Here is a 19,491-nt window from a genome sequence, read left to right as displayed (position 1 = left end):
GGGGGTTTGACCCGCGTGCCAGCGCGGGGGTTGGTTGCCCCCGGGGCGGCCCCTTTGGACCTGCGCCGGCCTATGTGGGGTGTTGGGGGGGGGGCCCGGGGCCCGCTCACTCCCCCGCCGGGGGCGACTTTCGCCAGCACGCCGCAACCCACCCCGCAATAGGGGCAGGTGGTCCTCACCTCGCGCGCTTCGCCCAGTTCCATGCTTCAGGCCGCGCGGCTGGCCAGCGCTTTCAGCGCAATGAACAGGAGCTCGCCCTCGATCCGCACAGGAAGGGTGCGCACGGCGCCCTCGTCGGCGCCGAGCGCCTTGCCCGTCTCCAGCGAGATGACCCAATTGTGCAAGGGACAGGTGACGGCGGTGCCGTGGACGATGCCTTGGCTCAGCGGCCCACCTCTGTGCGGGCAATGATCGTCGATGGCGTAGACCTGATCGTCCTGCGTGCGGAAGACGGCGATCTTACCCTCGGGTGTGTCGACGCAGCGCGCGCCGCGGCGGGGGATGTCGGAGAGTGAGCCGATCGATATCCAGTCCATTTTGATCACTCCGCCGCCTGCGCAAACCCGACAGAAGCCATTGGCCGGAACTCGTGCTTGTCCTTGCCGGAGACGCGTTCCGACCACGGGTCGACCTGGGCGAATTTCTGGCTGAAGACGAAGCGCTCGTAATAGGCCTTGCGCTTTGCACCGTCGTCCATGATCTGGCGCTTGATCTCGGGGATGCCGATGCGCTTGGCCCATTTGTAGATGCGCTCGAGATAGCGGCCCTGCTCGCGATACATCTGCGTCAGCGCCACGATATGCTCCAGCGCCTCGTCCTCGGTCTTGACCAGGCCAAGCACTTCGGTGCCCTTGATGTCGAGGCCGGCGGCGCCGGCGAAATGGATCTCGTAGCCACTGTCGACACAGATCACGCCGACATCCTTGCAGGTCGCCTCGGCGCAGTTGCGCGGACAGCCCGACACCGCCATTTTGACCTTGGCCGGCGTCCACGAGCCCCACATGAATTTCTCAATGCGAATGCCGAGGCCGGTCGAATCCTGCGTGCCGAAGCGGCACCAGTCGGAGCCGACACAGGTCTTCACCGTGCGCAGGCCCTTGGCGTAAGCATGGCCTGAGACGAAGCCGGCCTGGCCGAGATCGGCCCACACCGCCGGCAGATCCTCCTTGCGGATGCCCAGCATGTCGATGCGCTGGCCGCCGGTGACCTTGACCATCGGTATCTCGAACTTGTCGACGACGTCGGCGATGGCGCGCAGTTCGGCGGCGTTGGTGACGCCGCCCCACATGCGCGGCACCACCGAATAGGTGCCGTCCTTCTGGATGTTGGCGTGGACGCGTTCGTTGATGAAGCGCGACTGATAGTCGTCGGCGTAATCGTTCGGCCAGTCGCAGACGAGGTAGTAGTTGAGCGCCGGCCGACATTTTGCGCAGCCGCAGGAGGTCGTCCATTCCAGCTCCTGCATGACGGCGGGAATGGTCTTCAGGCTCTTGGCGATGATCAGCCGGCGCACCTCGTCATGGCCGAGCGTGGTGCAGCCGCACATCGGTTGCACAGCGGCCGGGTTGTATTTGTCGCCGATGGTCAGCACCATCAGCTTCTCGACCAGCCCGGTGCACGAACCGCAGGAAGCCGATGCCTTGGTGTGGGCGCGCACGTCGTCGAGCGAAGCCAGGCCCTTGGCCGTGATCGCGCCGGTGATCTTGCCCTTGCAAACGCCGTTGCAGCCGCAGATTTCCGCATCATCCGGCAAGGCTGCAACGGCCGCCATAGGGTCCAGCGGGGCACCCCCCTGGTAGGACTGGCCGAAGATGAGCGTGTCGCGCATCTCCGATATGTCGGTCTGCTTCTTCTTGAGATCGTTGAACCAGGCCCCATCCGCCGTCTCGCCATAAAGCACGGTGCCGATGATGCGGTCGTCTTTCAGGACAAGGCGCTTGTAGACGCCGGCGGCGGCATCGCGCAGCACGATCTCCTGGCGGTCCTCGCCTTCGGCGAAGTCGCCAAGCGAGAACAGGTCGATGCCGGTGACCTTGAGCTTGGTCGGCGTGTCCATGTGGACGAAGGCCGCTGCCTCGTTGCCGGCCAACTGGTTCGCGGCAACGCGCGCCATCTCATAGAGCGGCGCGACCAGCCCGTAGACCTGGCCGTAGACCTCGGCGCATTCGCCGAGCGCGTAGATGTCGGGGTCGTTGCTGCGCATGCCGGCATCGACGACGATACCACGATTGACGGCTATGCCGGCCTCTCTGGCCAGCGCCGCATTCGGCCGGATGCCGACCGCCATCACCACCAGCGTTGCCGGGATAATGGTGCCGTCGGCAAGCTCCACCTGCCCGACCTTGCCGTTGCCGGTGATCGCCTGGGTGTTGGCCTTGGTGATGACCTTGATGCCGCGCTGTTCCACCGCGCGCTGCAGGAGATAGCCGGCGGCGGGGTCGAGCTGACGCTCCATCAATGTCGGCATGACATGCAGCACAGTGACGTTCATGCCTTGGGCGTTCAAACCTGCTGCCGCCTCAAGCCCGAGCAGGCCGCCGCCGATGACCACGGCCTTGGCGCGCGACTGGGCGGCAAGCATCATGGCCTGAACATCGTCGAGGTCGCGATAGGTCAGCACGCCCGGCAGATCGTGACCGGGCACCGGAATGATGAAAGGCACCGATCCGGTGGCGATGACGAGCTTGTCGTAAGGCTCGGTGACGCCGTGGTCGGAGGTGACGGTCTTGGCCGCCCGGTCGATGGCGACGATCTTGTGACCTTTGTAGAGGGTGATGTTGTTGGCGATGTACCAGCCGTCGCCGTGGATGATGATTTCCTCATAGGCCTTTTCGCCGGAGAGAACCGGAGACAGCATGATGCGGTCGTAGTTCACCCGCGGCTCGGCGTTGAAAATGGTCACGGTGTAGCGGCCCGGCGCCTGTTCGAGCAGATGCTCCAGCATGCGCCCGGGGGCCATGCCGTTGCCGATGATGACGAGTTTTTCGGTCATGGCGTTACTCCGCGGCTTCGACGAAGCGGTGGCGTTCATAGAGGAACTTCAGCACCGCTTCGCGGCAGCGCAGGAAGGTGCGGTCCGAAGAGAGTTCGACGCGTCGACGCGGCCGCAGCAGCGGCACCGCAAGCACCTCGCCGATTGTCGCCGCCGGACCGTTGGTCATCATGACGATGCGGTCGGACAACAGCACCGCCTCGTCGACATCGTGGGTGATCATGATCGTCGTCGAGCCGAGCCTGGAATGGATGTCCATAACCGCATCCTGCAGATGGGCGCGCGTCAGCGCGTCGAGTGCCCCGAACGGCTCGTCGAGCAACAGGATCTTCGGCTCCATGGCAAGCGCCCGGGCAATGCCGACGCGCTGCTTCATGCCGCCCGATATTTCGGCCGGCCGCTTGTCCTTGGCATGGGCCATCTGCACGAGATCGAGATTGCGCATGATCCAGTCATGTCGCTCGGTCCTGCTCTTGGAACGGCCAAAGACTTTCGACACCGCCAGGCTGATGTTTTCGTAGACGGTGAGCCATGGCAGCAGGCTGTGGTTCTGGAACACCACGGCGCGCTCGGGTCCGGGGCTGTCGACCTCCTTGTTTTCAAGCAGCACGGCGCCGGCGGAAACCTTGGTCAGCCCGGCGATCAGATTGAGCAAGGTCGACTTGCCACAGCCGGAATGGCCGATGATGGAGACGAATTCGCCCTTGTCGATGGTCAGCCTGATGTCCTTGAGCACCTCGCTGACCTGACCGCCGCGGGCAAAGGATTTGTCGATATGGTCGAGCTTCAGATAGGCCGTCATCGCCCTCTCCTCACTTTGCCGTTGTGCCGCGGGTGACGAAAGCACCGACCGCAGCGACCAGGCGGTCGAGGCAGAAGCCGGTGACGCCGATATAGGCGAGCGCGACGATGATGTCGGGCAGCCGCGACGAGTTCCAGGCGTCCCAGATGAAGAAGCCGATGCCGACGCCGCCGGTCAGCATTTCGGCGGCGACGATGGCGAGCCAGGACAGGCCGATGCCGATCCTTAAGCCGGTGAAGATGTAAGGTGCAGCCGCCGGAACCATGATCTTGACGAAAAATTCGAACTGGTTGAGCTGCAGGATGCGCGAGACGTTGCGGTAGTCTTCTGGAATGTTGCGCACGCCGACGGCTGTGTTGATGATGATCGGCCAGATGGAGGTGATGAAGATAACGAACAGCGCCGACGGGCTGGAATCGCGGAAAGCAGCCAGCGACAGCGGCAACCAGGCCAGCGGCGGCACGGTGCGCAGTATCTGGAACACCGGATCGAGGCCACGCATGGCCCAGATCGACTGGCCGACCAGGGCGCCGAGCGCGACGCCGACGATCGCCGCCAGGCCGAAGCCGATGGCGACGCGCTGCAGAGAGATCAGCACCCGCCACGCAAGGCCGATATCCTGCGGGCCGTTGTTGAAGAACGGATGCGCGATCAGGTCATAGGCCTCGTTCCACACCTGGCTGGGCGGCGGTAGGCTGGCGGTCGGCGACGAGCAGGCGATCTGCCACACGACCAGCATGAAGGCGATAACGATGACCGGCGGCACCAGGGCGGTGGCCAGCCTGCCGGCGATCGCGATCGGGTCGAAGCGGCGCCGCGCTTTGGCGGTGAAAGCGATGACCGCGGCAGGCTTCGCGGGGAACGCCTTCACCGTGGTTTCCTCAATGGCTTGGATGGACATGTCTGGGTATAACTCCGGGGTCGATGCGGGCGACAACGGCGAAGCGCCGTTGCGCTGGGGGCGACAAACGGCGCAACGCGCCGTTTGCGCTGGTCAAGCCGATGCCTTGATCTTCAGGCTGTCGAGATAGGCCGACGGGTTGGCCGGGTCGAAAATCTTGCCGTCGAAGAATGTCTCGACGCCACGCGACGACGAGGCCGGAATATCGGCTGCGGCAACGCCGAGATCCTTCGCCGCCTCGCGCCAGATATCCTCGCGATTGACCTGATCGACCAGCGTCTTGATGTCGGTGGTCGGCGCGAATTTTCCCCAACGGATGTTTTCGGCGAGGAACCAGCTGTCGTGGCTCTTGTAGGGATAGGAGACGCCACCCTTCCAGAATTTCATGTAGAGGTCAGTGCCGGTGGCCACGCGGCCGTTGCCGTAGTTGATGTCGCCCTTGAGGCGGCCGATAATGTCGGCGACAGGCACGTTCATCCATTGCCGCTTGCCGATGATGGCGGCCATCTCGTCCTTGTTCTCCGTGGCCTCGCACCATTGCTGGGCCTCCATGACGGCCATCACGATCGCCTTGGTGGCGTTCGGGTATTTGTCGATGAATTCGGCGCGGAGGCCGAGCGCCTTTTCGGGATGACCCTTCCACAGTTCGCCGGTGGTGGCGGCGGTGAAACCAACGCCCTGGTGGACGAGCTGTTCGTTCCACGGTTCGCCAACGCAGAACACGTCCATGTTGCCGACTTTCATGTTGGCGACCATCTGCGGCGGCGGCACGACAATGGTCGAGACGTCCTTGTCGGGATCGATGCCGCCGGCGGCAAGCCAGTAACGGAGCCACAAATCATGGGTCCCGCCCGGGAACGTCATGGCGGCCTTGATTTCCTTGCCGGCCGCCTTCTTGGCGGCGAAGGCGTCCTTCAGCTTGGAGGCGTCGAGCCCGACACCGGTGCCGGCGTATTCCTGCGCAACCGAAATGCCCTGGCAGTCGTAGTTGAGCCGCGCCACGATAGCCATCGGCATCGGCTGGTTGTTCTGCGTCACCTTGCCGGTGTGCATGAGATAGGGCAGCGGCGTCAGGATGTGAGCGCCGTCGATGCCGTTGGCTTCGCCGCCGAGCATCAGATTGTCGCGCGTCGCGCCCCAGGAGGCCTGCTTGATCACCTCGACGTCGGGCATGCCGAACTTGGCGAACAGCCCCTTCTCCTTGGCGATCATCAGCGGCGCCGCGTCGGTCAGCGCGATGAAGCCGAGCTTGGCGCCGGTGACCTCCGGAGCGGTCGTGGCGGCATAGGCGCCCGAGGGGAAGAGCTTGCGGGCCGCCACGAACAGGCCGGCCGTCATGGCGCTGCTGACAAGAAAATCGCGGCGCGTCACATCCTTGAGCGATGTTCCCGTCCCGATCCATTTTCCTATTTTTTCTTTCATCGTGATCTCCGGTTGAACGCTTCGTCGAGTGGCCCAAAACAAAAAAGCCGCCGTCCAGGCCTCGCGCGTCCGTACATCCGGGATCGCGTCGTTGACCTGAGCGGCAGCTTTGCCTGTGGCGCCCGCCATTGGACGCCTGTTCCGTGACCCGCGAAGGGTCTGGCTAATTCAAAGCAGGAACCGTGCCAGTTCTGAGTGAAACGAAAAACCTAAATGAAATCAACATTACGCGCCAGACGCCGGCACGTGAGGCGACATCGCAAGCAGGTCAAAGATTGTTCATTACAGCAATCGCACGCACATTTTTTGTGCAATGCACAAGAATGGCGCGAGAATGATCAGGCTTCCGCGCGAGCGACTTTCTGGCGCGCTATATAGCCGTCGATCTCGTCGGGGTCGAAGGTCTGACCGTCGAAGAAGCCGTCCGGCCCAAGCACCAAGCCTGCCCCAGTCGCACCGACAGCCGTGGCGACCTTAAGCGCGCCCTCGACCTTCGCATTGGCGCCGGGAAGTGCAACGCCAAGCGGCTTTAGCGCCGAGCGGTAGAGGTCCGGACGGTAGCAGTCACGGGCGATAGCAAGGTTTTCCGGCGTGTGCTCGACATGCCCCCAGCGCACCATCTGCGTATAGAACCACAGCGCATGGCTCTTCCACGGAAAGTTCGCCGCCTTGTCGAAGGGCAGGAAGAAGTCGTCGACATCCAGTTCGGCGCCGCCGCCCAGTTCAAGATGGCCGGTCAGGATCGGCATCTGGACAGCTGGTGGCAGGCCCAGGAAGCCAGCTTGAGCCATCACACCAGCCAGTTCGGCGTGGTTGCCCGGATCCTGGCACCAGCGCGCCGAATGATGCAGCGCGCGCAGCAATGCTGCCAGCGCGACCGGGTTCTCCTGCGACCAGGCCTTGCGCACGCCGATCACCTTCTCCGGACTGTTGCGCCACAGCAGCGCCTTGACGGTGACGATATGGCCGGTGCCGGCGGCGACCGAGGCGCTGTTCCAGGGCTCGCCCACGCAGTAGCCGTCGATCCGCCCGGCGACCAGCGCATCGGCCATGAAGGGCGGTGGCACGATGACGATCTCGATCTCGCGCTCCGGATCGATGCCGCACCCGGCAAGCCAGTAGCGCAGTTCGTAATTATGCCCCGAATGCGGGTGCACCACGGCAAAGCGCAGCGGATCGCCGCCAGCCCCGGCGCGGTCGCGAATGAAGGCACCGAGGGCTGCGCCCGCGCGCGCGGGCTCGAGATCGGGTATGGCGCCGTGTGCCGCCATGCCTTCCCAGACGGCGTTGGAGATGGTGATGCAATTGCCGCCAAGCCCGAGCGAAAACGGCACGATGGTCTCGGAAGCAAGCGGCGTCAGCCCGAGATTGCAGGCGAGCGGCATCGGCCCCAGCATGTGCGCCAGGTGGAAATGGCCGATGGCGATGCGGTCGCGGATGTTGGCCCAGGAGGTCTCGCGGTGCAGTGTGAGATCGATGCCCTCGCGTGCGGCAAATCCAAGCTCACCCGCCGCAACCAGCACGGCACTGTCGAAGAGCGGCATGAAGCCGGCGGTGATCTGGTGCTCGGCGCTCATGCTCATTCGTCCTCCGACGGCCCGAGCAGCCCGGCGGCAGTCACCAGGCTCTGGGCAATGTCGCCGATCTTGCGGTTCTGGTTCATCGCCGTCTTGCGCAGCAGCGTGTAGGCGGCCTCTTCGGTCAGGCCGCGCGACTTCATCAGGATGCCCTTGGCACGGTCGATCACCTTGCGGCTCTCAAGCTCCCCTCGAACCTCTTCCAGCTCGCGCGCCATGCGCGAGAAAGCGTTGAAGCGGCTGACCGCCATGTCCAGGATCGGCTTGACGCGCTCTTGCCTGAGGCCGTCGACCACATAGGCCGAAACGCCGGCATCGACCGCCGCTTCGATCGATGCCTGGTCCGATCGGTCGACGAACATGGCGATCGGCCGCTTCACCGCACGCGACAGCTGGAACATGTTTTCCAGCATGTCGCGGTTCGGGTTTTCCAGATCGATGACGATGACGTCCGGCTCGATCTCGGCGATGCGCCGCGCAATGCCGGTCACGTCGTGGATGACGGTGACCCGCTCATGGCCGGCCTCGCGCAAACCTGCCTCGATGATCGCGGCGCGGATACGGTTTTCGTCGATGACCAGGACGGCGAGTGAGCTGCGGACCATGCGTGCATTGTGGGCAAGGTCGCAAAATTGTGCAATGCGGCATGGTCACAGGCTCCCGCCGCGGAGCAACCCCCGACCGACAACGACCCGGTCTAGGTGGTCGGGACAAGGAATGCAGCGCAACGCTGGCACTGGTGATGACAGCCTTGCCGGTCGCCTGGTGCCCTACCCAACGGTCTAGGTGCGATGAGACTTGCACCGCAACATCGGCTTGTTAAAGGTGGGGGCAACGACGGACATAGCTGTCCTTGCTCGCCGATCTGACCGGAAGGTTACCGCACGATGCTGCTCATGAATCGACGATTGGGAGCCAGCAAGCTGGCGCGCCCGGCACGGCGTCTCGGAGGCCTGACGACGAAGTTTGCCCTGATTGCCGGGTCGTTCGTCCTTGGGATCGCCCTCCTGCTGGCTGGCCCGGCACAGGCGCAGTCACCGGCCGCCGTCGCGCCCGACAAGGTCAAACAGCTGTTCGAGCTTCTCGACGATCCGTCGGTGAAGGCCTGGGTGGCCGAGCAACGAAATCCGGCCGCTGGATCAACGGAAGCGCCTGCTGCGGCTGGCGCTCCGCCGGCCGACGCCGTGGCCGCACCGGGCCAGATGAATACAATGGCATCCTCGACGCTCGATCGGATCAAGCATCACATCGAGAAAATCGTGCGAACCGTGCCCACACTGCCAGGCCAGTTCGCGCGCGTCCGGGCCCAGACAATGGACGATATGTCCAGCAAGGGCCCCGTCAGCATATTGGTGCTGATTGCGATCTTTATCGCTGCCGGCCTGGCGCTCACCTGGGCAATATACAAGCTCACCCGTCCATTTCGTCTTTGGATCATCGCGCAACCCAGAGATACGCCCATCGGGCGGGCCAAGAAGATCGGCGGCCGCACGCTTTATTCCAGCATGATGATCGGCTCGTTCGCGCTGGGCAGCGCCGGTGCGTTCATGCTGTTCGACTGGCCAGCGCTCATCCGCGAGATTGTGCTGACATTTCTGATGGCTGCGGTCTTTACGTGGGCTGTGCGCCTATACGTGATGGCCACGCTCGTCCCTTCTTTCATGGAGGTCGAGCACGCCATCGAGGTTCGTGCCCTGCCGATCACCAACGGAGCTGCTGACCATTGGGCTTATTGGCTGCCCCGGATCGTCGGCGTTTTCGCCTTCTTCGCCGCCGCGTTTGTCCTCTTGCCGGGTCTCGGCATAGACCAGGACGGAATGATGGTCCTGTCGGTGGGCGCCGATTTCATCCTGCTGTTGCTCTTCCTGCTGGCCATTTGGCGTCGGCCAAGAACGCAGCGAGACGGCGCGCGCCACAGCGGTGACACGGCAGTGACATGGTTGTTGACGGCTTACTTCGTCGTTCTGTTCCTCGAACGCATTGCCGGCCTCTACACATTCTTCTGGTTTACCTTCACCGCATTCTTCCTGCCTTTGGCAATTGTGCTGACAGAGCGCGGGGTTAATTTCGTCCTGCGGCCCGGTTCGGAAGATGCCGGCCGGCCGACGATCCCGGCGGTGACGATCGCTGTCATCGATCGCGGTATCCGGATGATTTTCATCCTCGCGGCGGCTTACCTTCTCGCACGCGTACTGGGCCTGGACATGCAATCCATGCGCGGCAGCGATACGACCACCATGCTCATATTGCGCGGCTTGATCAACGTCGTGGTCATTGCCCTTGCTGCCGATTTCGGCTGGTCGATCATCAAAGCCTTGATCGAACGAAAGCTGGGCGTCGCGATACCGCAAGCGGTGGTGAGCGAAGAAGACATCCTCACCCTCGATCCGCATCAGGCGCGGCTGCACACGCTGTTGCCGATCATCCAGAACATTCTGCTAGCAGTGATCATCGTGATGGCGGTGCTGATGATGCTCGCTTCGATCGGCATCCAGATCGGCCCGCTGATCGCCGGCGCCGGCGTCGTCGGCGTCGCCGTGGGTTTTGGCGCGCAAACCATCGTCAAGGACGTGATCTCTGGCGTGTTTTATCTGCTCGACGATGCTTTCCGTGTCGGCGAATACATTTCATCGGGCAGCTACAGGGGTACGGTGGAGAGCTTTTCGCTGCGCTCGGTGAAGCTGCGCCACCATCGTGGTCCGCTGTTCACGATACCTTTCGGCGAACTCGGCGCCGTGCAGAACCAGAGCCGTGACTGGGTCACCGACAAATTCAACATCACCGTTGGCTATGACACCGATATCGACTTTGCTCGCAAACTGATCAAGCGAATTGGCCTGGAACTGGCGGAAGATCCGGAGTTCAAACACTGGGTGATCGAACCGATCAAGATGCAGGGGGTGCAGGAGTTCGGCGAGTACGGCATCGTCTTGAGGGTCAAGGTCACGACCAGACCTGGAGGCGCCTTCAGCATGAAAGGCAGGTTCTTTTTGCGCCTCCGCCAGGCCTTCAAGGAGCAGGGCATCGAGCTCCCATTCCCGACCGTCCACGTCCAGGGGCTGCAAGACCCGCATGGGACAGAGAATGCGCGTTTGGAGGTCACACCTGAATTACGAATGGCCGTCGCCCAGTCGCACACCAATCGGCGCAGAAAAAAAGCCGGCACAACGGAGTAGGACGCTGTGATACCCGCCGGTCGCAACACGGCTTTCCGCGCAAAGCCTGGACCCGCGACACCACGCTAGTCGAGCTGCCGATAGCGACGACCTGATCGCCGCCAACCAGCACCAGCGTGGCGTTCTGAGGCCAAGCTTGACGAAAAGAGCAGATATGCTGGCCTTTCCGCGAGGCTCAGAGCGCAATCCAGGCGGTCTTGAGGTCGACAAATTTCTCCAGCGCATGCAGCGACTTGTCACGGCCGAAACCGGACTGTTTGACGCCGCCAAGCGGCACGGTGATATCGGCTCCGCCATAGGTGTTGACGTGGACGACACCGGCGTTGATGGCGCGCACCATGCGATGGGCCGTGGAAAGATTGGCGGTCCACACCGCCGAGGCAAGTCCGTAGACAGTGGAGTTGGCCAGATGCACCGCCTCCTCCTCGGTCTCGAAGCGCATCACGCCGAGCACCGGTCCGAACACCTCCTCGCGCGCCAACTGCATCTCTTGCGTCACGTTCTCGAAGATCGTCGGCGCCATGTAGCTGCCGCCGGTCTCGGTCAGTATCCGTTCGCCACCGGCGACGAGACGGGCGCCTTCGGCTTGCGCCATGGCGACGAAGCCGAGATTCTTGTCCAGCTGTTCGGCGCTCGATACCGCACCGATATCGCTGGCGAGATCGAGCGGGTCGCCGACCTTGAGCCGCGTGGTTGCCGAGACAAGTTCGTCCATGAAAAGATCATAGACCGACGACTGGACGAGCAGACGCGAGCCCGCCACGCAGACCTGGCCTGAATTGCGAAAGATGCCGTTAGCCGAGACGACCGCCGCCTGCTTCAGGTCCGGAGCGTCGGCAAAGACGATGTTGGGCGACTTGCCGCCAAGCTCGAGGAAGACCCGCTTCAAATTGGAACGGGCGGAGTATTCGAGCAGCCGCCGGCCGACCGGCCCCGATCCGGTAAAGGCGATGGCGTCGACATCCATATGGAGGCCAAGCGCTTCGCCGGCGACAGCACCATGACCGGTAACGACGTTGAACACGCCTTCGGGAAGTCCAGCCTCGCTTGCGAGTTCGGCCAGCCGCAGCAAGGTCAGCGAGGCGATCTCCGGCGGCTTGACGACGACGCTGTTGCCGGTGGCCAGTGCGGGCGCAATCTTCCAGGCACCGATCATCAGCGGGAAGTTCCACGGCACGATGACGCCGACGACACCGAGTGGCTCCCTGTGGATCAGCCCGAGCACATTGTCGGCCGTCGGCGCGATCTCGCCATAGACCTTGTCGATCGCCTCGGCGTAGTAGCGGATGGTGCCGGCCGCCGACAGCGGCTCGGCCTTGTAGGCCATGCCGATCTCGGTGCCGTTGTCGCGCACGCCAAGCACGGCCAGCTCATCGACATGTTTTTCGATCAGCTCGGCAAATTTCGTCAGCACCTTCTTGCGAAAGGCAGGGGCGGCGCGCGACCATGAACCCTTCTCGAATGCTTTTCGCGCCGATCGGACCGCGCGATCGATGTCGGCGGCATTGCCGTCAGCGATGCTGGCAAAAGGGCGGCCGTCGATCGGCGAAATCACCGCCAGCGTCGCGCCGCTCGTCGCTGCGGCCTGTACGCCGTCGATAAACAAGCCCCGCTCGCCGATCTCCGTCTTGCGCAGCGCGTCGATGGCATTCTGGCTGATCATTGGTGGCGGACTCCCAGGGAAACATACAACGTGGTTGGCGCGCGGAATTCCCAGCCGCGAAACACCGGCACCTTGCCTGGCACCAAGCTGAGATCGGGGAAGCGCAGGAGCAGCAGCCTTAACGCAAGGCACATCTGCTCGCGCGCGAAAAACCGGCCCGAACAGAAATGATGACCAAAGCCGAAGGCGGCATGATTGCCTTCCCTGCGGTTGATGTCGAAGCGGTCTGGATCGGCAAAGCGGCTCTCGTCGCGGCTTGCCGAGGAGACAAGTGCAGCGACCGCGGCGCCGGCAGGGATGGTTACGCCGCCAAGCTCGACCGCCTGCGTCGTCTGCCGCGTCTGGGTTCCGATCGGCGCCACCCAGCGCAAGCCTTCATCGACAGCCCTGGGCACAAAGGTCTCGGGATCGGCGAGCACCTGCCGCAATTGTTCGGGATGCGCAAGCAGGCCGGCGAGGATCGAACCGGTACCATGTCCGGGCTCCTGCATGCCGCCAAGCAGAATGACCTTGATGCTCGGCATCAAGAAATCGATCGGCCGCGTCGTGCCTTCCGGCATGCCGTCATGCAGCATATGCGACAGCGCCGAGCCGTCGGGGGCGCGCGCAAGTCTATCCAGAGTCGGCCGGATGGCTGCGCCGACCTCGGCGCTGATCGCGTCGGCGATCTCTTGCCGCTTCGGGTCGTTCTCGAAATTGATGGCGCCCTGCGCAAGGCCATAGAACCAGCGGCGCAGCGTCGGCATGTCGATGTCGGCAAGGCCAAGCGAGCGCGCCAGGCTGAGCGTCGACACCGGCTCGAAATAATCCGCCATCAGCTCGGCGGAGCCTTGTTCGGCGATCCGGTCGAGAAAAGGTTCGGCAATCGACCGTACGAGATCGCCGGCATAGGCGGCGACGGTGCGCGGCCGGTATTTCGGATCGACGCCTTGGCGCAGCTGTCTATGCGTTTCGCCGTCGGTGGTCAGGATGGTCGGCTTGCCGAACGAGCGTTCGACCGGAGACGTACCGACGACGGCGGAGAAGATGTCGGGTGACTTTGCGACGGTCTCGACGTCCTTCCAGCGGGTGACGAACCAGAGATTGACCGCCGGCACGAAAGCGACAGGCGCGCTGCGCCGCAGTTTCGCATAGATCGGATACGGATCGGCTTCCAGCGCCTCAACGGTGATGCTCTCGGCAAAGCTCAACGCCGTTACTCCCTTGCGATGGAAAGGGGCGGCGCCGAACGCGCTACCCCCTTGTCCTTTGTCCTAGTCCTTCAGCGGCACGCCGAGATTTTCGAAGGCAACCGGATCCCGGCTCTTCAACGCACCGGAAAGCAGCAGGCCGACCACCGCGGCAATCAGCACCAACCCCGGCAGCAACGCGCCGAGGAAGCCGCTGGCGCCCGACAGGCCACCGAAATTAATGACGATCAGGTAGATGATGACGACGAAAGCGATGAAGGCCAGCCCAGGCAGGATGGTGGTCTTCAGCGCATTCTCCTGCGTCGACGGGTTGGCGCGGAAGTACATCACCACGGCGAGCGAGGCCACCGCCATCATGACGATGACTCCCAGCGTCGCGACATTGGTCAGCCAGGAAAACAGCGCCAGAACCGGATCGAGGCCGAGCACCGCGAACAGTCCGATGACGATCGCTGCCAACACGCTCTGGATGACGGAAGCAACATGCGGGCTCTGGTGCACTGAATGCGTCACGCCGATCGCTTCAGGCAACAGCTTCTCGCGGCCCGAGACGTAGATGTAGCGGGCAACCGCGTTGTGGAACGCCAGCACGCCGGCAAACAGGCTCGACACGAACAGGATGCCCATGGCGTGCGACAGCATGGTTCCGGCGTAGCGGTCGGACAGGCCGAACAGGAAAGTCGTCGGATCCTGAAGCGCCTGCAGTGCGGGCAACAATTTGTCGACGCCGGCGCCGACCGCCATCAGCCAGGCCGTGACCATGTAGAAGACGCCGATCAGCAACACTGAGAAATAGGTGGCGCGCGGAATGGTCACCTTGGGGTCGCGGGCTTCCTCGGCGTAGATCGTCGTCGCCTCGAAACCAATGAAGGCGGCGAAACAGAACAGGATGGCGATGGCGGGCGAGCCGCTGACGATCTGGCTCCAGCTGAACGGCGCCGCCGAGAGACCACTGTCGCCACCGGTCTTGAGGATGGCGAGGTCTAGCACCAGCACAACGATGTATTCGCACAGCACCAGCACCGTCAGGATCTTGGCCGACAGGTCGACCTGGCGGTAGCCCAACACCGCGACGATGGCGACGGCGATGAAGCTCCACACCCACCAGGGTAGGTCGATGCCCCAGCCGGCGAACAGGCCGGCGGTCGCGGCCCCCAGCAGGCCCATGACCCCGATCTGCATGGCGTTGTAGGACAGGATCGCGATGATTGCGGTTGCGCCGCCGGCAAAACCGCCGAGCCCGCGCGCGGCATAGGCATAGAAGGCGCCGGCATTGCCGACATGGCGCGACATGGCGACGTAGCCGACCGCAAACAGCAGCAGCAACACGGTCACGATAAGATAGGTTCCGGCAAAGCCCGCCCCATTGCCCATAAGCATGCCGAGCGGCGTGCCGCCGGCAACCGCGGTGAGCGGCGCCGCCGCCGAAATCACCATGAAGGTGATAGCGCCGACGCCAAGACTGTTCTTGCGCAGCCTGTTGGCGGGCGCCTGTTCCGAAACTGCTGACATTTGTCCCTCCAGTTTTACGAACCCTGGGTTCGCGGCCGCTCGGCCTGTTCCCTGAATGCCATCGGTTCATTATTTGAACCCGTATTTTGAATATAGACTTGCAAAGAATGCCGATGCCTGTCAAGTTAATTCACACATTAAGTTTCTATCCGAGCGGGAGGCTGGATGGGTACGGTCGGCAAGGCGATTTCACTTCTGGAACTGTTCACGGTAGACGAGCCCGAGTTCGGCCTTTCCGATCTCGCGCGGCGGTGTGCGTTCGACAAGGCGACGACGCGGCGGCTGCTGGTGGCGCTTGGCGGCCATGGTTTCGTCGAGCAGGATGCCGGCACGCGGCACTATCGCCTCGGCGCCGGCCTGTCGCGGCTGGCGCGTATCCGCGAAGCCTGCTTCCCGTTCCTGCAAACGGCAATTCCCGTGGCGCAGAATCTGGCGGGTTCGACAACCGAGACGGTGCATCTGTCGGAATTCGGCGTCGACAGACTGATCACCGTCCATGTCGAGCATTCAAGCTGGGCAAACAGGGTGAACATCGATATCGGCCAGCTTCTGCCGCTGCATTCCACCGCCTCCGGCATCGCCTATCTGGCCTTCGCCGACAACGCGACCGTGAAAGCATGCCTGACAGGTTCGCTTGAGGCCTTCACCGATCATACCCTCGTCGAGCCGGCCGCCATTTCAAAGTCGATCGGCGAGGCGCGCGACCGCGGCTATTCGATCTGCGACCAGGGCCATGAGGACGGCGTGATCGGCGTCGCGGCTGCAATCCGCGCCGCCGATGGTCTTGCGCTGGGGACAATTGCGGTGGCAGCCCCGAAGGCCAGGACGACACCGGCTACGATCATGGAACGAGGGCTTGCGGTTGTGACCGCGGCACGGGAGATTTCGATGCGCCTCAATGGCGAAAACCTGCAAACCCTGAGGAGGCAGGCCTGATGTCTGTAAGTATGGCAACGCCCCGCATCCTGGTCATCGGCACGGGCGACACCAAGACCGACGAACTGCTGTTCATGAAAGCGTGCATCGAGGCATCGGGTGGCCGCGCCGTGATGATGGATGTCAGCGTGCTGGGCGACCCCGCCTATAGTCCCGATCACGACAAGCATGCCGTTGCGCGGGCCGCTGGCGTGACGATGGCCGAAATCGTCTCGAGCGGCGATGAAAACACCGCCATGACATTGATGGCCGTCGGCGCCGTTCAGCTGGTGCGCCAGCTTCATGAGCGCGGCGAGATCGACGCCTTCATCGCCATCGGTGGTTCGATGGGAACCGATTTGGCGCTCGATGTCGCGCTGTGCCTGCCGCTCGGCGTGCCGAAATTCGTCGTCTCGACCATCGCCTACTCGCACCTCATTCCGCCCGAGCGTGTCGCGCCCGACCTGATGATGATCCTGTGGGCAGGCGGGCTCTACGGCCTCAACACCATCTGCAAGCTGGTCCTTTCCCAGGCCTGCGGCGCGGTCGTCGGTGCGGCGAAGATCGTGCTTGCATCCCGTGCTTCCGCCACGGCGGTCGGGCCGACCATCGGCATGACTTCGCTGGGCAGCAGTTGCCTGCGCTATATGAAGACGCTGAAGCCGGCGCTGGAGCGGCGCGGCTATGACGTCGCAGTCTTTCACACCACCGGGATGGGCGGCCGGGCCTTCGAATCTATCGCCAGCCAGGACCATTTCTGCGCGGTGTTCGACTTCAGCCTGCAGGAGATCACCAATCATCTTGCCGGTTCGGTCGTCAGCTCCGGCGCCGACCGGCTCGAGAATGCCGGCGCCCGCGGCATTCCGCAGATCGCAGCCCCTGGCGCCGTAGACATGGTCGATTTGCCGACCTGGCAGGCGCTGCCGACAAAGTTCGCGCAGCGGCCATTCCATGCTCATAACAGGTTGATCGGCTCGATCACCGTCGATGCCGCCGACCGCCGTGAAGTCGCCAGGACCATCGCCGCCAAGCTCGGTGCGTCGAAGGGGCGCTCCGCTTTCATCCTGCCCTCCGGCGGCATCCAGGAATGGGATGCGCAGGGCGAGCCGCTGTACGAACCCGAAGCCCTCGCGGCGTTCACCGATGAGATGCGCAAGGCCATTCCCGCCGGCGTCGAGTTCCACGAGATCGACGCCCACATCAACAGCGACGAGTTCGTCGGCAAGGCGCTCGAAATCTTCGACCGCTGGGTCGAGGAAGGCATCATCCCGCGCGGCATGCCGGCCAAGGGAGTGGCTGCGTGAGCGCTGTTCCTGCCCAGGCGCTCGTCCTCGATTTCGGCGGCGTCGTCACCCGGACCCTTTTCGAGACCCATGCCTTGACCGAACAGGCGCTCGGCCTCGCGCCGGGAACGCTGCAATGGCACGGGCCGTTCGACCCGGATTCAGATCCGCTGTGGCGCTCCATGCAGGCCAACGACATCAGCGAGCGCGATTATTGGCGCACCCGCACCAGCGAAGTCGGCCGGCTCGTCGGCGAGGACTGGGAGGCAATGGAGACATTCGTCCAGCGCGCACGCGGAGCCGAGCCGGAAAAGATCGTGCGGCCCGAAGCCGTCCGCGCCATCCGGACCGTGCATGCGGCGGGATTTCGCCTGGCGATCCTGTCCAACGAGCTAGATCTGTTCTATGGCGCCGGCTTCCGTCAGCGGCTGCCGCTGCTCGAGCTGTTCGACACCATCGTCGACGCCACCGATACCCGCATCCTCAAGCCCGATCCGCGCGCCTATGCCTTGGTGACCGAGGCGCTTGGCCTGCCTGCCCGCGCCTGTGTGTTCGTTGACGACCAGCAGCGCAATGTCGATGGCGGCCGTGCCGCCGGCATGCGCACCGTTCATTTCGACGTCGCGCGGCCGGCACTTTCCTATGCCGAGGCCCTCGGCCATTTCGACCTCATCTCCTGAGACATTTGCGGAGCCTTGCGATGCGCGACATCAATTTCCTCACCGAGAAAAACGCCAAGCCGATCTGGCATCCGATGGCACACCCGGCCGAGATGCGGGCCAACCCGCCAAAGGTGATCATGAAAGGCGAAGGCGTGATGGTCACCGACATCGACGGCAACACCGTGCTCGATGCGGTTGGCGGACTGTGGAACGTCAATCTCGGCTACTCCTGCGACCCGATCAAGAAGGCCATCGCCGACCAGCTCAGCGCCCTGCCCTACTATTCCGGGTTTCGCGGCACGTCGACCGGCCCGTCGATCGAGCTCGCTTACGAACTCAGCGAATGGTTCGAACCGGAAGGCATGGTGCGGACCTTCTTCACCTCGGGCGGCTCGGATTCGGTCGAAACCGCACTGCGGCTCGCCCGCCAATACTGGAAGATCCGCGGCCAGGGCGACCGGACAAAATTCCTCGCGCTGAAGAAGGGCTATCACGGCACCCATTTCGGTGGCGCGTCAGTCAACGGCAACGCCAATTTCCGCCGCAACTATGAGCCGCTTATGCCCGGCGTCTTCCACATTCCCGCACCCTGGACCTTCCGCAATCCGTTCGATGAGACCGATCCGGCGCGGCTGGCCAAACTGTGCGCCAAAGCGCTGGAGGATGAGATCGCCTTCCAGGGCGGCGACACTATTGCCGCCTTCATCATGGAGCCGGTTCTCGGCGCCGGCGGCGTCATCGTTCCGCATGACAGCTTCATGCCGCTGGTGCGCGAGATATGCGACCGCCACGAAATCCTGCTGATCGCCGACGAGGTGGTCACGGGCTTCGGTCGCACCGGCGCCTGGTCGGGTTCGCGGCTATCCGGCGTGAAGCCGGATTTCATGACCATCGCCAAGGCGATCACCTCGGGCTATTTCCCGCTCGGCGCCACCTTGATCGGCGCCAAGGTCGCCGACGTCTTCGAGGCCGACAAGACCAGCTTCGGGGCGATCGGTCATGGCTATACCTATTCCGGCCATCCTGTCGGCTGCGCGGCAGGGCTGGCTGCACTTGTCGAGACCAAACGGCTTCGCCTGGACGAGAACGCAGCCGCGCGCGGCATCGAGCTGGCGGCGATGCTGGAGGGGCTAAAAGCCAAGCACGCGATCGTCGGCGACATCAGGTACAAGGGCCTGATGGCTGCGCTAGAGCTGGTCTCCGATCGCACGACGAAAAAGCCGGTGGACAAGAAGACCATGGCCGTGGTTTCGGAAGCCACTTATGACGCCGGCGTCATGCTGCGCGTGTCCGGCAACAACATCATCCTGTCGCCGCCGCTGATCATCGGCGCCGCCGACGTGGCAAAGATCGGCGAGGCCATCGATGCAGGTCTGTCGAGGGCCTGATAGACCCG

Annotated in this window: 16 protein-coding genes; 5 read left to right on the top strand and 11 right to left on the bottom strand. The window is 63.5% G+C overall.

What is annotated here, in order from left to right:
- From NKI31_RS25315 to NKI31_RS25280, 8 genes are all read right to left on the bottom strand, one after another.
- Positions 1-203: hypothetical protein (locus NKI31_RS25315; RefSeq protein WP_352652847.1), on the bottom strand; the 203-nt coding region annotated here is incomplete at its 3' end.
- Between the two features lie 3 nt (positions 204-206).
- Entirely contained in the window at positions 207-536 is a 330-nt protein-coding gene (nirD, locus tag NKI31_RS25310; RefSeq protein WP_352652846.1) for a nitrite reductase small subunit NirD, read from the bottom strand.
- Between the two features lie 5 nt (positions 537-541).
- Positions 542-2,992 (bottom strand): nitrite reductase large subunit NirB, encoded by a 2,451-nt coding sequence (nirB, locus tag NKI31_RS25305; protein WP_352652845.1) that lies wholly within the window; start codon positions 2,990-2,992, stop codon positions 542-544.
- A 4-nt stretch (positions 2,993-2,996) separates the two neighbouring features.
- Positions 2,997-3,794, bottom strand: coding sequence for an ABC transporter ATP-binding protein (locus tag NKI31_RS25300; protein ID WP_023667847.1), 798 nt, complete (start codon positions 3,792-3,794; stop codon positions 2,997-2,999).
- Positions 3,795-3,804: 10 nt separating this feature from the next.
- Positions 3,805-4,695 carry a nitrate ABC transporter permease gene (gene ntrB / locus NKI31_RS25295; protein WP_352652844.1) on the bottom strand — a complete coding sequence of 297 codons (891 nt, stop codon included), beginning with the start codon at positions 4,693-4,695 and terminating at the stop codon, positions 3,805-3,807.
- 93 nt (positions 4,696-4,788) lie between these two features.
- Positions 4,789-6,117, bottom strand: coding sequence for a CmpA/NrtA family ABC transporter substrate-binding protein (locus tag NKI31_RS25290; RefSeq protein ID WP_023667844.1), 1,329 nt, complete (start codon positions 6,115-6,117; stop codon positions 4,789-4,791).
- Positions 6,118-6,455: 338 nt separating this feature from the next.
- Positions 6,456-7,694: a CmpA/NrtA family ABC transporter substrate-binding protein gene (locus NKI31_RS25285; protein ID WP_031199262.1), complete on the bottom strand. Its 1,239-nt coding sequence runs from the start codon at positions 7,692-7,694 to the stop codon at positions 6,456-6,458.
- 2 nt (positions 7,695-7,696) lie between these two features.
- Positions 7,697-8,299 carry an ANTAR domain-containing response regulator gene (locus NKI31_RS25280; RefSeq protein WP_023667842.1) on the bottom strand — a complete coding sequence of 201 codons (603 nt, stop codon included), beginning with the start codon at positions 8,297-8,299 and terminating at the stop codon, positions 7,697-7,699.
- Between the two features lie 282 nt (positions 8,300-8,581).
- Here NKI31_RS25280 and NKI31_RS25275 point away from each other — a divergent pair, with 282 nt between their 5' ends.
- On the top strand, positions 8,582-10,870 hold the full coding sequence (locus tag NKI31_RS25275) for a mechanosensitive ion channel family protein (RefSeq protein WP_352652842.1): 2,289 nt from the start codon (positions 8,582-8,584) through the stop codon (positions 10,868-10,870).
- Between the two features lie 175 nt (positions 10,871-11,045).
- On the opposite strand, the gene NKI31_RS25270 is transcribed toward NKI31_RS25275, so the two are convergent.
- The 3 genes from NKI31_RS25270 to NKI31_RS25260 all read right to left on the bottom strand — a co-directional run bounded on the left by NKI31_RS25270 (position 11,046) and on the right by NKI31_RS25260 (position 15,235).
- The gene (locus NKI31_RS25270; RefSeq protein ID WP_023692260.1) at positions 11,046-12,533 is read right to left on the bottom strand and encodes an aldehyde dehydrogenase; all 1,488 of its coding nucleotides are present in this window, start codon (positions 12,531-12,533) and stop codon (positions 11,046-11,048) included.
- Positions 12,530-13,723 carry a cytochrome P450 gene (locus NKI31_RS25265; RefSeq protein ID WP_352652840.1) on the bottom strand — a complete coding sequence of 398 codons (1,194 nt, stop codon included), beginning with the start codon at positions 13,721-13,723 and terminating at the stop codon, positions 12,530-12,532. The genes NKI31_RS25270 and NKI31_RS25265 overlap by 4 nt, the downstream gene beginning before the upstream one ends.
- A gap of 63 nt (positions 13,724-13,786) precedes the next feature.
- Positions 13,787-15,235, bottom strand: coding sequence for an APC family permease (locus NKI31_RS25260; protein WP_023804435.1), 1,449 nt, complete (start codon positions 15,233-15,235; stop codon positions 13,787-13,789).
- Positions 15,236-15,400: 165 nt separating this feature from the next.
- Here NKI31_RS25260 and NKI31_RS25255 point away from each other — a divergent pair, with 165 nt between their 5' ends.
- The 4 genes from NKI31_RS25255 to NKI31_RS25240 are packed head-to-tail and all read left to right on the top strand — an operon-like array spanning position 15,401 to position 19,483.
- Positions 15,401-16,171 carry an IclR family transcriptional regulator gene (locus NKI31_RS25255; protein ID WP_023804436.1) on the top strand — a complete coding sequence of 257 codons (771 nt, stop codon included), beginning with the start codon at positions 15,401-15,403 and terminating at the stop codon, positions 16,169-16,171.
- Positions 16,171-17,454 (top strand): Tm-1-like ATP-binding domain-containing protein, encoded by a 1,284-nt coding sequence (locus tag NKI31_RS25250; protein ID WP_023804437.1) that lies wholly within the window; start codon positions 16,171-16,173, stop codon positions 17,452-17,454. Before NKI31_RS25255 ends, NKI31_RS25250 begins: the two co-directional genes overlap by 1 nt.
- The gene (locus NKI31_RS25245; protein WP_023804438.1) at positions 17,451-18,113 is read left to right on the top strand and encodes an HAD family hydrolase; all 663 of its coding nucleotides are present in this window, start codon (positions 17,451-17,453) and stop codon (positions 18,111-18,113) included. The genes NKI31_RS25250 and NKI31_RS25245 overlap by 4 nt, the downstream gene beginning before the upstream one ends.
- 20 nt (positions 18,114-18,133) lie before the next feature.
- On the top strand, positions 18,134-19,483 hold the full coding sequence (locus NKI31_RS25240; RefSeq protein ID WP_023745655.1) for an aspartate aminotransferase family protein: 1,350 nt from the start codon (positions 18,134-18,136) through the stop codon (positions 19,481-19,483).
- Positions 19,484-19,491: the final 8 nt, after the last annotated feature.

This window comes from Mesorhizobium sp. M0659, from assembly GCF_040320605.1.
Taxonomy (GTDB): domain Bacteria; phylum Pseudomonadota; class Alphaproteobacteria; order Rhizobiales; family Rhizobiaceae; genus Mesorhizobium.
Note: the sequence above shows the minus strand (reverse complement) of the source record. Positions and strands in the feature narration are given on the sequence as shown.

Coding starts and splice junctions, on each gene's coding strand:
- nirD (WP_352652846.1), bottom strand. CDS start 536: ATGGACTGGATATCGATCGGCTCACTCTCCGACATCCCCCGCCGCGGC.
- nirB (WP_352652845.1), bottom strand. CDS start 2,992: ATGACCGAAAAACTCGTCATCATCGGCAACGGCATGGCCCCCGGGCGC.
- NKI31_RS25300 (WP_023667847.1), bottom strand. CDS start 3,794: ATGACGGCCTATCTGAAGCTCGACCATATCGACAAATCCTTTGCCCGC.
- ntrB (WP_352652844.1), bottom strand. CDS start 4,695: ATGTCCATCCAAGCCATTGAGGAAACCACGGTGAAGGCGTTCCCCGCG.
- NKI31_RS25290 (WP_023667844.1), bottom strand. CDS start 6,117: ATGAAAGAAAAAATAGGAAAATGGATCGGGACGGGAACATCGCTCAAG.
- NKI31_RS25285 (WP_031199262.1), bottom strand. CDS start 7,694: ATGAGCGCCGAGCACCAGATCACCGCCGGCTTCATGCCGCTCTTCGAC.
- NKI31_RS25280 (WP_023667842.1), bottom strand. CDS start 8,299: ATGGTCCGCAGCTCACTCGCCGTCCTGGTCATCGACGAAAACCGTATC.
- NKI31_RS25275 (WP_352652842.1), top strand. CDS start 8,582: ATGCTGCTCATGAATCGACGATTGGGAGCCAGCAAGCTGGCGCGCCCG.
- NKI31_RS25270 (WP_023692260.1), bottom strand. CDS start 12,533: ATGATCAGCCAGAATGCCATCGACGCGCTGCGCAAGACGGAGATCGGC.
- NKI31_RS25260 (WP_023804435.1), bottom strand. CDS start 15,235: ATGTCAGCAGTTTCGGAACAGGCGCCCGCCAACAGGCTGCGCAAGAAC.
- NKI31_RS25255 (WP_023804436.1), top strand. CDS start 15,401: ATGGGTACGGTCGGCAAGGCGATTTCACTTCTGGAACTGTTCACGGTA.
- NKI31_RS25250 (WP_023804437.1), top strand. CDS start 16,171: ATGTCTGTAAGTATGGCAACGCCCCGCATCCTGGTCATCGGCACGGGC.
- NKI31_RS25240 (WP_023745655.1), top strand. CDS start 18,134: ATGCGCGACATCAATTTCCTCACCGAGAAAAACGCCAAGCCGATCTGG.